Origin of the sequence: Pseudomonas syringae group sp. J254-4 (assembly GCF_032586855.1) — a bacterium.
Lineage (GTDB): Bacteria > Pseudomonadota > Gammaproteobacteria > Pseudomonadales > Pseudomonadaceae > Aquipseudomonas > Aquipseudomonas amygdali.
On the sequence record NZ_JAWHOO010000016.1, the window covers coordinates 70406 to 84343 of the forward strand.

The window sequence follows — 13938 nt, forward strand, 5'->3', positions numbered from 1 at the left end:
CCGAACCGTAAGGTGTCGATATTGCCAATCGAATAGTTGCTGTTCTCGGTGATCGTGTCTTGCCCGTCACCCAGGTTGAAAAGGTACAGGTCCGAGCCCTCTCCGCCGGTCAAAAGATCATTACCGGTTCCGCCGGTGATCTGATCGTTATTTTTACCGCCTGTAAGAATATCATTGCCGGCCCCGCCGAAAATGAACTGCCCGGGGGTTATTGAAGTGCCTATATAGGTATCATTTTCTGACGTTCCATGATAACTCAAGGCTAGATCAGTTAGCATTGAACTTGTCCAAACAGCACCGTCAGCAAATAGAATTTCTTCAACCTTATAATTGTTACCACTCCACAAAAACCAGTTTTTAAACGTAACCTCATCACCAGACGCTGAATACTTTAATTTCAGATCATTATTAATAGCACTTAAAATAACTGCTGAAGAGTCAACGCCCTCACCAAAGCGGACTTTATCAATTTCACCACGCACGCCGATTTCTTCAACAATAGTATCTTTGCCATCACCAAGACTCAGTAGGTATTGATCCTCCCCCACCCCACCTTCGAGCCAATCATCGCCAGCACCTCCTAGAATGATGTCATCACCACCCTTACCATATAAAAAATCATTACCAGCCCTACCGTCCATGAGGTCCGCTACGGAATAGCCATATATAGTATCATTGCTATCTGAAGGCAATAACGTTAGCGCTTTGATTTGCTGCACCCCCCAAACAGCACCACTATCAAACCTAACCTCCTCAAGAACATAACCACTTATCAAGTCATTATAAAAATAATTTGCCACCGTAACTGTGTCCAAACCATCTTTAAACGAAAGTAGCAAATCATCCCGAAGTCTTGTAACCGAGATATCTGCCATAGCGATACCTTCACCAAACTCGATGGCGTCTACCTTATTCGTACCTAAATCATAATTATTTAAGGTGTCGTGCCCCCAACCTTTAGAAAACCTGTAAACATCCGAACCTGAACCACCGCTTAAATAATCGCGCCCTAAGCCACCTTCAACAGTATCATTCCCGGAGTCGCCGTAAATTATATCGTCACCATCAAGACCTAACAATAAATCAGCCGAAATCGTACCGTAAATCTTGTCATCACCCGACGCACCTAAAACGCCGCCCATAGCAACAAGCAACATATCAAAAGCATCAGCTTTAGCGTCACCAAAACTGCTTATTACAGATAGTATTTCTTTGCCAGCCCCGCCAGCCGCCACTTTCAACGAATGAGATAAATTGCTTATTAATTCAGTTCCGACTGACACATCATTATAATACTCAGAGCGCAACAAACCAATCAACCCTGTAGCATCTATTACTAATTCACCCAACTCAAAGCGAAAGTCCAGGCTATCCATCAAGGGCTTTAAATGAGTTTGTAGCATAAGGCTAGAGTTAACAAAATCAGCTAACTTTTCATATCCAACCATGAGAAGAGCAGAAGAGTTAGGTCCCGGATTGCCAGTACCCTCATTAGTACCTGATGATTGTAAAAACTCCTTATCTAAAAAAGCTTCCAGTGCATAAATTTTTCTACCGTCGTCAACGAATCCACCACGACTTATCGCAGAATATTTATCGACACCAGACCAAGAAAAAATAACATCATTTACAATCAGCTTTCGAGCCTCACTGCTTGTCTCTGTGGAAAACCTTTCTATCAGCGCTGAAAGAGCCCCAGTTTCATCTTGAATAATTGATTGGGACAAAGATAAAACCCGTCCAGATCCAGGCACTTCAGGAAACACTTTCGAGCCTGCACCTTCAATACTACCTGCCTGCGCAGTATCGGAGTAGTTTACCGCAAACCATATATCCTCAACTATTTTCGAAGTACCATCCGAACTTACATAGCTACCCAACTGCATAACTCTATTACCATGAACATCGATTACATCTTGACTGGCAAATGCAACATTTAAACCAACAACCCCAACCCCCTCCAATGCCAATAACTCTCCCGCATCGACCTTAGCATTACTGTTTTGATCACGCCATATTTTTAATTGATCAAACCTTTCATCCGACTCATCTACAACCCCATCTTTATTACTGTCAAATTCAGATAACGCTTCGAAACCATTCGCAGCATTTTTTCCGTTTTCCAAAACGAAATTATTACCAAAAAGCTCCCTTCCACTGTTTATGATTCCGTCATGATTAACATCGTATACTAGAAATCCGTCACCGCGTCCTATCCAGCCGGAGCTTTCAGAAAATCCGTCACCTCCATGATCGAAATAAATACCAGACCCCACACTTAAGGTATCTATTCCATCCCCATCAAGATCCAATACTAACGGCGACATAGTGCTTATTGCGCTTCCGAAGAGCCCGTTTAGCTCTCCGATTAATTTGTCAAACCCAATTAAGACCTTATTTCCACCGTCTAGAAAAATCTCACGCACTTCGCCCATTGCGTCTTCAACATATTCACCAAGAGCAATAGTATAGCTCAAGCTCTTATCTAAAACCTCTGCAAATGCATTTATCGCATTAGAGTAATCATCGCCCAAAACTTCAGCTAGTTCATTATACGACTTCAACAGCGTATCAATGTATGGTTTGATATCTAGCGTTTCGTTATTATCACCCGCACCCATAGCAGCCAAAGTCAATACGGCTCCGGCGACCGTTGCCACTACTGCAGTAGCAATCAAAACGGGGGCAATCGTACTTCCAGCAACACCCACCACAGTAAAAGTTGCTACAGATGCTGTAATTGTTGCGACATCGGCAAAAGCCGAATATATATCAGAAACCTCAACAACTTTATCCGCCTCATTATAAGAAGTTATAATACTATCAGTATCATTTATAAGAGCAGCTACTCCGAGAACAATACCTGCTTGCGGCGCATACTTGCTGAAAGTATTAATAACATCAGCAAAACCAACTACCGCCTGCAAAGTAGCTATGACTGAGGCTATCGTTCCACCCTTGGAAACATCGTTAATTATAGGAGCAACCCCTACAGGTGTTCCTAAAAAATACAGCACCCCTGAAACACCTTTAATCGTTACTTGATCCATTAAAACTCTTCCTTGATAATTTATTTAAAGCCAGCGATATAAAAAGCACTATTATAAAACCCACACCATGAAGCCAAAGCGCTGATATCAAACCTCTCTTCGACCGCTGACGTGTCATTTCATGTGTCAGTACTTCTTCATTATTCACAGTTATACTTATCACCTTATTACTTTTTTTATTAGGAAAAAAACTTTGCCTGTACCACTGTATAGTTGTCGGCATACCCGCTAACGCGTCATTTCTGGTACCCTTTAAGCATCCACTGTAGCCGATCATTCCAAGTGAACATGTGAATAGCAGTTCTGAATCAGCCCCCGCAAGACTTATAAATGTGTCCCTACCTACCCTCACCGTTGAATAAGTGCCCGATGAAACCTCAAACTTCAAGGGCACAAGCGTAGATAAATATTTATCACCTATAATCAAGATCGCAATGAACAAATACAAACTTGGCAATACTAATATCGACTTATACTTCCCATACTTTTCAGATTTTTTCTCTATCATTTTTGATGCACACATAAAACCTCCCTATTACTAATAATATCCTAAGATCAAGCAGGATTAATCTGTTTATGCATGCGCCCTTCCATAGTAGTAGGAAAATCAGCTTGCAAGAATTACCACATATAACAATTAACTATAAAAATCGTTTTTTTATTCTTTATTTTCGCACATTCCTTTTTAGCGCTTGCCTCAAACATTCGTCGCAAGATACAGCCATTGTGGCGATCAGCTGAAACCTTGTTCCACAAACCCGCGCTCAAGAAAAGAGCGGACAGTTTGTAACCCGACTGCTTAAAAACGTGCATCTATGTGATCAGTTGCCCACCTCACGCCTCACACCCCAAACACCGTCGCCATACCGCCCACCCCTTTGGCCGTCAGCTTCAGTGCTCTGGAGTCCAGATGGCGGCTTACCCAGCCGCGCGTGAGCATCAGCTCCAGCAGCGCCGCCCCCAGAGCGCCACCGATGTGCGGGGCGCGTTCGCTCCAGTCCAGACAGGCGTAGGCCAGACGTCTGCGTTGCTGACGTACTGCGTCCACGTCGATGCCCAGCGCGTTCAGTGATTCGACACCCCGTTCACTGATCACATAGTCCTTGCCCTGCTCATTTAACCAGCCGGCCTTCAGTAAGGCGTCGTGCAACTTGACGGCGACTTCACCGGCGCAGTGGTCGTAACAGGTTCGAGCCTGTCTCAAGGCAGAAGGCGTGTTGGGTTTGAAGGGCGCAGCGCTGTGCTGAGTCAGTAACAGCAAGGACTCCAGCGCTTGCGCCACCTGCGCATTGGCCAGTCGATAGTAACGATGCCGGCCCTGCACGAGCATTTCCACCAGCCCCTGCTCACGCAAACGCGCGAAATGCCCGCTGGCACTCGATGCGCCTATATCGGCCAGCGCCGCCAGCTCGGTCGCGGTTCGTGCGTGCCCGTCCAGTAGCGCACAAAGCATTTTGGATCGTGCAGGGTCAGCAATGGCACCCGCCACTGCCGCCAGCGAGAGGTCTGCCGCTTCAACATCCATAGTTCAGCCATCCCTGAAGTGGTCTGGTAGGCGGCCATCATACTGCTGCCAAACCACTTGAAGGGATTCACCCGTGTATCAATCGAGTTTTTTTGGCAGAAAAGTCGTCGCAGCTACATTTCTGATGGCTGTGTTTGGCTGGGGCATAGGCTTTTACGGTCCGCCGATATTCATGTATGCCGTCATTCAGAGAACCGGCTGGTCGACCGCGCTGTGCTCGGCTGCGGTCACGGTGCATTTTCTTGCAGGTACGTTGGTCGTGGTCAACCTGCCTGCGTTGTACAAAAGGTATGGCCTCCCATGGATTACGCTTTCAGGGGCGGCAACCCTTGCTGTCGGCGTGTACAGCTGGTCGATCGCCAATCAGCCCTGGCAATTGTTCATCGCCGCGGCGCTGAGCGGGTTCGGTTGGGTAACCATGGGCGCGGCGGCGGTCAACGCTACCATCTCGCCATGGTTTGTCAGCAAGCGCCCTGGCGCATTGGCGATGGCCTATAACGGCGCGAGCATCGGCGGTGTAGTCTTTTCATCGGGCTGGGTGTACCTGATCGACCGGTTCGGGTTCAGCCTCGCTGCGGTCGTGGTGGGTGTAGTTTCAACAGGCGTGATTGCGCTCCTCGCTTTCGGTGTGTTCCGGTTCAGGCCTGAACATCTGGGTCAGCACCCCGATGACATTCGCCAGACAGCCACTGACCTGCCTCCATTCCACGAAACTGCGCCCTTAACGTTACGGAGTAACCGACCATTTCTTACGCTGGCGGCGGCCATGTCGCTCGGGCTGTTTGCGCAGATCGGCCTGATCAGCCAATTATTCCTGCTGCTGATTGATCACGTCACACAGCAGACCGCAGGTATGGCCATGGGTGTTGCTACCTGCAGCGCTATCTTCGGCAGGTTCCTGTCCAGCAGGCTGTTAGTGCCAGGCGCCTGTCGACGCCACATAGCCAGCCTGAGTTACGCCTGCCAGTGCCTGGGCTGTGTGGCGCTGATGTTTATCGGCGCAAGCTCTGTCCTGTTATGGGTCGGCATGATTCTTTTCGGTGTGGGTATCGGCAATGCGACATCACTGCCTCCGCTAATTGCCCAAGCGGAATTTCCCAGGCATCAGGTTGCGCGCGTGGTGACGTTGATCGTCGCCATCGCTCAAGGCTGCTACGCCTTTGCGCCAGCACTCTTCGGTGGTGTCCGGACTTTATTCAACGGGCCTTACAGCGACCTGATAGCGCTGGCACTTGCTGCCAGTATTCAGGCGGCAGCGATACTTGTCCTCATCAGCACTCGGCCACATGGAAAACCGTAGCCAATGCCGAAAACAGAGTGACCACTCTGCTTTTAAAAAAGAATAATAATTTCTGTAAAATAATAAAAACCACTAATTTATTGCCATAAAAATGAATTTTGCGGAATTAAAGCAAAGCTAAATCCGCATAGTTGATACCTGAATTTAAAAACAATCAACTATATAAAATTGCATTCGTGTATTTTACCGTTCAGCAATTTTCTGCTTGTCACGCACGTCTTGAAGAACCTGTCGGCCGCCCCGGCTGCCGACTTGCCTGTCTGCCTGTTTCATATTTCTATTTGGAGACTCTCCCGATGGCCAGCCCCCTGCTGCCTGTTGTTACCACGTTGCTGATATCCCTTTCCACCTTTGCCGTGTCTGCCGCTGACCGGCAGAACCCGCTGCCATCAACCTCGAGCGAGCGGCGTGCGGAAGTCGACGACCAGCGCGAACACATCACAGGTGCCGACCTTGCCGTGCAGAAAACACCTGGTGGAGCACAAACGGTTGTGGATGCCCCGATTGATACCGCAGACGCCCCTGGCAGCGATGCAGACCACTGATTTCCCCGCTGACACACAAACGATCAATCAATGAATGACGTAAGGAATAACTCCGTGTCCATGATCAAACAAGGCCTGGGCCTGAGCCTGTTGGCGCTCGGTATCGCCCAGGCAGGCAGCGTGTTCGCTGTGACGCCGATGACAGGCAATGAAGTCGAAGCGCGCGTAGGCGCAATGCTGGACAACATGACGCAATCGGAAAAAATCAATTTCTCGCGCGTTGACGACGGCCGGATGATTCCGAAGCTGGACAAGTTCAACCTGCAGGGTACGGTCGCCTATGATTCGGCGATGGGCGTGCTGGTCGGCGGCAAGACGTTCGGTGCGCAGTACCCTTCCCCGTCAGCACTCGCAGCCACCTGGAGCATCAACCGGGCCAAGGAATTCGGTCTGGCGATCGGCTACGAAACCCGCATAGCAGGTGGACAGCAAATGCTCTCGCCAGCCATCAACCTGTACCGTACGCCTTTCAACGGGCGAGCGGCTGAGTACATGAGCGGCGAAGATCCGTTTCTCGGCGCAGTACTGGCACCGGCAGTCACCAACGGTATCCAGGTTCAAGGCATCCAGGCGGCCGCCAAGCATTACCTGATGAACGAGCAGGAAGCGAATCGCCATTATCTGGACGTGAAAATTGACGAGCGAGCGATGCAAGAGCTGTATCTGCCTGGCTTCGAGTCACTGGTCAAGAACGCCAATATCGCCTCGATCATGTGCGGCTACAACAAGATCAACGGCGAATATGCGTGTGAAAACCACCACCTCATCACCGACATCCTGAAAGGCCAATGGGGCTTTCAAGGTAACGTCATGAGCGATTTCAACTCGGTTCAGGACGCCTTCAAGGGTGCCTGGGCCGGCACCGATATCGACATGCCCAGCGGCCTTCAATTCACCGAAGCCAAACTGCTGCCTTATGTCTGGAATGGTCAGTTGCACCAGAACGTGATCGACGACAAGGTGCGCAGGAACCTGAGAGCACTGGTCAGCTACGGCTTTGACAAGGGCATCAACAAGGCGCAACCGCTGGAGCATCGTGAATACGGGCAACTGGCGGCATTGAACGTGGCCAGGGAGTCGATAGTCCTGCTGCGCAACCAGCCGGTAGACGGAAACAAACCTCTGCTGCCACTGCCCAGAAACGCAAAGATAGCCGTCATCGGTGATCTGGCCATGCAGCCGCCGACCGCGCCGTTTGGTACGGCTTATTCGGCGCCCGCAAGCTATGTCACTGAACTGAGCGGGCTCAAGCAACTGGCGTCGAACACATCCAACGTGGAATACCTTTCACAGATGAGCCTGAACCCGAAGTCGTCGGTCTGGTATCAGCCAGCTAAAGACCAACAGACCATCAGCAATACCGGTGTAAAAGCCGAGTATTACGCCAATACCTCGCTGTCCGGCGACCCGGTTGCAACCCGCGTCGAACCCGGCATCAATCTGGACTGGATTACCAACACCAATCAGACCGATAACGGCACCAGCACAGTCAACGGCTATACCCCGTCAGCAGGCGCGTTCTCGGCGCGTTTCACCGGCAAGATCAAACCGACGATCAGCGGCCCTCAGGTGTTCAAGGTACGCGCGGACGGAGCCTATAAACTCTGGATCAATGACGAGCTGGTGCTTGAGGATGAGGGCTCGCAAGTCTCGTTCGACCTGATTCCAGTGGTGCCGCGTACCGTCAAAACGGCCAGTCTCAAGGCCGGCACCGAGTACAACGTGCGCCTGGAATATCGCCGGCTTAAAGGCAACTTCACCCCGGTGCTGGGCGGCATGAACGGTGTGCAGATGAGCTGGGCTTCGTTGCGTCCGCCAAAGAACCTGGCGGATTACGATGCGGTAGTGGTAGCCGCCGGCAATAACTTCGAATACGAAGGTGAATCGCTGGATCGGCCGTTCGAACTGCCGCAATTCCAGTCCGAATTGATCAGCTTCGTTCAGAAAGCCAACCCCAAAACCATCGTTGTACTGCACGGTGGCGGTGGTATGGATATGCAGCCCTGGGCTGACAAGGTAGCCGCGTCTCTGCACGCATGGTACCCGGGGCAACAGGGTGGACAGGCACTGGCCGAAATTCTGTACGGCAAGGTCAACCCGTCGGGCAAGCTGCCAATCACCCTGGACAAGAAGGCGCAGGACAACCCCAGCTATGCTTCGTACTCGAACCCGGTGCCGTACTATTTCAGCAGCGCTAATCCCCCTGTCGAAATGACCTACAGCGAAGGCCTGTACATGGGCTATCGCGGTTACGACAAAAAGCACACCAAACCGCTCTATCCATTCGGTTTCGGGCTTTCCTATACCACGTACGAGTACAGTGATCTGAAACTGTCGAGCAACGTATTGGCTCCGGGCGCGACCATTCAGGCCTCTTTCACGGTCACCAATACCGGTGACAAGGCAGGGTTTGAAGTGGCTCAGCTTTACGTGCAGCCATCCAGGCCTCAGGTTGATCGCCCGGAGAAAGAGTTGAAGGGCTTTACCAAGGTTTACCTGAAGCCAGGCGAGAGCAAAACCGTCACGATTGCACTGGACTCGCGTTCTTTCGCTTATTACTCACCCGACTCGGTGAGCTGGAACGTCGACCCTGGCAAGTTCAAGGTCCTGGTTGGCAAGGACTCGGAAAACCTGACACTCGACCGCACGGTAGTAGCGCTTTACCCGGAGCAGTTGACCACACGTGATTCAAACCCCCTTCCAGTCCCCCTGCGCAAGGCAGTACAAGTCAAGGCAGAGCAGGCTTACTAAGCAACAGTCATTCTGAGCAACAGTACGGTAATCGGTGGTCGATGCGACCACCGATTACTCTCATGCGACTGATCGTTGATCAGCGCCCTGTCAGATCCTGCGCCAGTCGTTCGAGAAACCTGGCAAATGCGCTGTCTATCTGCACATCTGCTGGCGATCGAAGCCACTGAATCTGCATGCCGTCCATCATCGCAGCTATCTCGAGGCTGATTTGCCTGACATCAACGTCCTGGCGAATTTCACCTGCCTGAACCAGCACATTCAGATGCGTCTGAAGATGACTGTGCACAATCTGGAAACGCTCACTGAACCAGCGGTGCGCAGGGTGCGTGACCGACAGACTTTCAGTGTTGATGATCATCAGTGCCTGGCTGATGGAGGCGTCTTCGATGCTGAAACTCATGACCTGCTTCAGAAAGGCCATGAACCCCTCCAGCGAAGCGACTTGCCCGGCGTCCTGCAACCTGGCAACAACGTACTGATCCCGATGCTCAAGAACAGCTTGCAGCAACACCAGTTTGGTCGGGAAATGATGCAGCAATCCGACCTGAGAGAGACCTGCAACCTTGGCAATGTTAGACAGCGAGGCACCCGCATAGCCATCCCGGGCGAAGATGGTCATGGCTGCCTGAATGATCTCGGCCTTGCGCACCTCCCCTTTGGGCAGACGTCGCTTCACCGCAGGCTGCTTGACTGTGGCGGGTGTATCAGAACTGTTTGAATTCACGGACATACGAAGGGCACTGTTCGCACAACGAAAGAATAAATCGTAGCATGCGGCCGGGAAAAACCCGGAAAAAAGGCCTGGCCACCGATATTGACGCCCTTTAAAGAAACCCACGCGAATGCCGATGCATACCGAAGCCCGACGGTATGTCGATCGCCATAGAGAGACATACCCAAAGTACGGCATCTGACACCCGGACGCGCAGGGGGACTGGCAAACCTCGACAGTGACTGATTGCAGTACGCAAGGCAGGCTACGGGCAGGTGCCCGCCCATGCAGACAATTAACGTGTGAGCCGGAGGCGCTCTGAAATACCTGACAAGAGAAGAGCTGGAAGCACAGGTCGTGCACCTGCGCGCAGCACTTGAAGAAGCCGGTATCGACGCTGGGCCGGACAACGGCGCAGCAGCACTGCCCAGCCCGGAGGTGCGCAAGCGTGCGGCCTTTGACAGCGCGCTGGACTTTGCCATGATCCTCACGGATCCAGACGGCATCATTACCGACTGGAATCCGGGTGCAGAACAGGTGTTAGGCTGGTCCGCTGCACAAATGGTCGGGCAGGATGCAGAGTGCTTCTTCACGCCGGAGGACCGCGCCTGCGGCCGGATCGAACATGAAATGCAACTCGCTCTGAGCGTCGGCCGAGCGTCGGACGAACGCTGGCACCTGCGCAAGGATGGTCAGCTGTTCTGGGCGTCTGGAGAAATGATGCCGCTGTATGACGAGGAAAATACTCACCTTGGCTTCGTCAAGATCCTGCGCGACCGCACCCGGGAGCATCTGGTGGCACGTGCAACCGAAGAAGCCCAGGAACGTTACCGGTTGGCCGCCAAGGCTACCAATGACGCAATATGGGATTGGGATTTTGCCGCCAACCACGTGCTCTGGAATGACGCACTGGAACAGGCATACGGCCACCCGCTGGCAACACTGGACACCTCGGGTGACTGGTGGATAGCCCAGATCCATCCCGATGACCGGACACGCATTTACCACTCTATCCATGCTGTGATCGACGGCCACGGCACTGCCTGGACCGATGAATACCGTTTTCGTCGGCTCGATGGTACTTACGCCGATGTTCTGGACCGTGGCCATGTGATACGCAACAACGAGGGCAAGGCCGTACGCATGATCGGCGCGATGCTCGACCTGTCACAGATGCAGCAGGCAGAAAACGCGCTGCGCAAGAGCGAAGAGCGCTCCAGGGCCATGCTGGAGACCATCGAAGCAGCGTTCGCCATCATCCAGGTCAAGTTCGATGCAGACGACAGCCCGGTAGACTACCGCTTCATCGAGGTCAACCCTGCCTTTGAACGTCAGGCGGGTGTCGATTTGCGTGGCAAGTGGGTGACCGAGTTTGCCCCGGACCTGGAGCGTTTCTGGTTTGAGGCTTATGGTCATGTCGCCAAAACCGGCGAGCCTGCCAATTTCGAGAATTACGCCAAGGCGTTCGAGCGCTGGTTCGAAGTCAGAGCGGTGCGTGTCGGTGAACCGGCTGATCGACAGATTGCAGTCATCTTCAGTGACGTGACGGAAAGACGCAACGCCGAGGAGCGATTGCGCACCAGCGAAGCCGTCGCACGCGCGAACGTCGACCGCGTTCAGCTCGCCCTCGCCGCAGGTGCGATTATCGGTACCTGGCATTGGGACTTGACGGCCGACCGCTTTACCGTCGACGAAGCCTTCGCCAAGGCGTTTGGTCTTGACCCCGCTCTGGGCTTCGATGGTTTGAGTCTGGAACAGGTCATTGCCACTGTTCATCCCGAAGACAAGCAAGGCTTGATCGATGCGATCAACGCGGTCATCACCAGTGGGCGTGTTTATGCCCACCAGTATCGGGTCCGCCGTGCCGACGGTCTGTACTACTGGATAGAGGCGAACGGCCGCGTCGACCGTGCCGATGACGGCACTCTCCTGAGCTTCCCGGGCGTGCTCATCAACGTTGATGAACGACGCGCTGTGGCGGCCGAGCGCGACCGGGCCACTGCGGCGCTGCGCTCGCTGAACGACACGCTTGAACAGCGCGTGGCAGCACGCACTGCGGAACTGATGCAGGCTGAAGAAAAACTGCGTCAGTCGCAGAAAATGGAAGCTGTCGGGCAACTGACTGGCGGTCTCGCCCATGATTTCAACAACCTGCTGGCAGGCATTTCCGGTGCTCTGGAACTGATGAGTACCCGTATTGCGCAAGGGCGCTGGAACGATGTAGACAAATACATCGTCACCGCACAGGGCGCCGCCAAGCGCGCAGCGGCCTTGACCCACAGGCTGCTGGCCTTCTCTCGACGTCAGACGCTGGACCCGCAGCCGACCGACGTTAACAGGCTGATGAAAGGCATGACGGACCTTATCCAGCGCACGGTCGGCCCCAGCATCGTGGTCGAAACCATTGGCACCATAGGTCTATGGCCAACGCTGGTCGACGCAAGCCAGCTGGAGAACGCGCTGCTGAATCTGTGTATCAACGCCCGCGACGCGATGCCGGACGGCGGCCGCATCACGATCGAGGCCAGCAACCAGTGGATAGAGGGTGAGGTGGCGCAGGGTCACGATATGCCTGAGGGTCACTATCTGTCGCTGTGCGTGACCGACACCGGCACAGGCATGACGCCCGATGTCATCGCCAAGGCATTCGACCCCTTCTTCACCACCAAGCCCATTGGTCAGGGCACCGGTCTTGGTCTGTCGATGATTTACGGGTTCGCCAACCAGTCCGGCGGCCGGGTGCGCATTCAGTCGCAGGTGGGCAAGGGAACATCGATATCCCTTTATCTGCCGCGTTACGACGGTAAGGCGACCAGAGACGAGAGCGATGTGCACCAGGCGCCGTTCGAAGTCACCCAGTCTGGAGAGACCATTCTGATCGTGGACGACGAACCGACGGTACGCATGTTGCTTACCGATGCGCTCGGCGATCTGGGTTATACCCTGATCGAGGCGGCCGACAGCCTGGCCGGCCTCAAACTGCTGCGCTCGGACGTGCATATCGATCTGCTCATCACCGACGTGGGCTTGCCCGGTGGCATGAACGGGCGACAAATGGCCGACGCCGGACGCGAAGTACGTCCGCATCTGAAAACCTTGTTCATCACCGGTTATGCGGAAAACGCTGCCATCGGTGACGAGCAACTCGGACCCGGCATGCGGGTATTGACCAAGCCGTTTGCGATTGATGCTCTGGCTGCCCGAGTCCAGGAATTGATGAGTGCCTGATGCAACAGGCTCGTTGCAATCGTGCTTCGGGCCTTCGACATTGAGCGCTGCGCAAACCCGGTGCTAACATGCGCGACCGCCATGCAGGCAAGGGAATAACCGGGTCATGAGCAGTATCCGCGAGCGCAACAAAGAACTCATCCTGCGCGCTGCCAGCGAGGAATTCGCCGACAAGGGCTTCGCCGCCAGCAAGACCAGCGATATCGCGGCCAAGGCCGGTGTTCCCAAACCCAACGTCTATTACTACTTCAAATCCAAGGAAAACCTCTATCGCGAGGTGCTGGAAAGCATCATCGAGCCCATCCTGCAAGCGTCGACGCCGTTCAATCCTCAAGGTGTACCGGCCGATGTACTGAGCAGCTATATCCGCTCGAAGATCCAGATTTCCCGTGACCTGCCCTTTGCCTCGAAAGTGTTCGCCAGCGAGATCATGCACGGTGCCCCGCACCTTACGTCAGAGCAGATCGAACAGCTCAATGGGCAGGCGCGGCACAATATCGAATGCATTCAGGCCTGGATCGACAGCGGGCAGATCGCCCCGCTCGACCCCCATCACCTGATGTTCACCATCTGGGCCGCGACCCAGACCTACGCAGATTTCGACTGGCAGATCGCAACCGTCACCGGCAAGGCGAAACTGGAAGACGCCGATTACGAGGCCGCGACCCGGACCATTCTCAGGCTGGTGCTCAAGGGTTGCGAGCCGGATTGCTGAACCCCACCCTGCTTTCCTGCAGACGCAAAAAACCCGCCGAAGCGGGTGGTTTTGCAACATGACCATTCCGACATCCTGTCAGTAGCCTCCTGGCAATGGTCGATCTTCC

General features: G+C 53.4%; 9 protein-coding genes. 5 read left to right on the plus strand and 4 right to left on the minus strand.

The genetic code is table 11. The annotated features are described in order from the left end of the window. The 3 genes from RYB09_RS18730 to RYB09_RS18740 all read right to left on the minus strand — a co-directional run. Nucleotides 1–3050, minus strand: a 3050-nt coding sequence (locus RYB09_RS18730; protein ID WP_316889713.1) for a calcium-binding protein, incomplete at its 3' end; no start/stop codon positions are given. Continuing rightward, nucleotides 3031–3573, minus strand: coding sequence for a hypothetical protein (locus RYB09_RS18735; RefSeq protein WP_144439819.1), 543 nt, complete (start codon nucleotides 3571–3573; stop codon nucleotides 3031–3033). The genes RYB09_RS18735 and RYB09_RS18730, both read right to left, overlap by 20 nt. A gap of 318 nt (nucleotides 3574–3891) precedes the next feature. Then, nucleotides 3892–4575: an ArsR/SmtB family transcription factor gene (locus RYB09_RS18740; protein WP_058401944.1), complete on the minus strand. Its 684-nt coding sequence runs from the start codon at nucleotides 4573–4575 to the stop codon at nucleotides 3892–3894. 73 nt (nucleotides 4576–4648) lie between these two features. On the opposite strand from RYB09_RS18740, the gene RYB09_RS18745 reads away from it, so the two are divergent. The 3 genes from RYB09_RS18745 (at nucleotide 4649) to RYB09_RS18755 (ending at nucleotide 9171) form a co-directional block, all read left to right on the plus strand. Beyond that, nucleotides 4649–5875, plus strand: a complete 1227-nt coding sequence (locus tag RYB09_RS18745) for an MFS transporter (RefSeq protein ID WP_316889717.1) — start codon at nucleotides 4649–4651, stop codon at nucleotides 5873–5875. A 296-nt stretch (nucleotides 5876–6171) separates the two neighbouring features. After that, nucleotides 6172–6420, plus strand: coding sequence for a hypothetical protein (locus RYB09_RS18750; RefSeq protein ID WP_057402487.1), 249 nt, complete (start codon nucleotides 6172–6174; stop codon nucleotides 6418–6420). Between the two features lie 60 nt (nucleotides 6421–6480). Next, nucleotides 6481–9171 (plus strand): beta-glucosidase, encoded by a 2691-nt coding sequence (locus RYB09_RS18755; RefSeq protein ID WP_316889758.1) that lies wholly within the window; start codon nucleotides 6481–6483, stop codon nucleotides 9169–9171. A gap of 79 nt (nucleotides 9172–9250) precedes the next feature. Here the strand turns inward: RYB09_RS18755 and RYB09_RS18760 are convergent, their stop codons facing one another. Next, nucleotides 9251–9904: a TetR/AcrR family transcriptional regulator gene (locus RYB09_RS18760; protein WP_058401941.1), complete on the minus strand. Its 654-nt coding sequence runs from the start codon at nucleotides 9902–9904 to the stop codon at nucleotides 9251–9253. 339 nt (nucleotides 9905–10243) lie between these two features. Here RYB09_RS18760 and RYB09_RS18765 point away from each other — a divergent pair, with 339 nt between their 5' ends. Continuing rightward, nucleotides 10244–13114 (plus strand): PAS domain-containing protein, encoded by a 2871-nt coding sequence (locus tag RYB09_RS18765; RefSeq protein ID WP_316889718.1) that lies wholly within the window; start codon nucleotides 10244–10246, stop codon nucleotides 13112–13114. Between the two features lie 106 nt (nucleotides 13115–13220). Next, entirely contained in the window at nucleotides 13221–13829 is a 609-nt protein-coding gene (locus RYB09_RS18770) for a TetR/AcrR family transcriptional regulator (protein ID WP_058401939.1), read from the plus strand. The last annotated feature ends 109 nt before the right edge of the window (nucleotides 13830–13938 follow it).

Coding starts and splice junctions, on each gene's coding strand:
- RYB09_RS18750 (WP_057402487.1), top strand. CDS start 6,172: ATGGCCAGCCCCCTGCTGCCTGTTGTTACCACGTTGCTGATATCCCTT.
- RYB09_RS18755 (WP_316889758.1), top strand. CDS start 6,481: ATGATCAAACAAGGCCTGGGCCTGAGCCTGTTGGCGCTCGGTATCGCC.
- RYB09_RS18740 (WP_058401944.1), bottom strand. CDS start 4,575: ATGGATGTTGAAGCGGCAGACCTCTCGCTGGCGGCAGTGGCGGGTGCC.
- RYB09_RS18735 (WP_144439819.1), bottom strand. CDS start 3,573: ATGTGTGCATCAAAAATGATAGAGAAAAAATCTGAAAAGTATGGGAAG.
- RYB09_RS18770 (WP_058401939.1), top strand. CDS start 13,221: ATGAGCAGTATCCGCGAGCGCAACAAAGAACTCATCCTGCGCGCTGCC.
- RYB09_RS18760 (WP_058401941.1), bottom strand. CDS start 9,904: ATGTCCGTGAATTCAAACAGTTCTGATACACCCGCCACAGTCAAGCAG.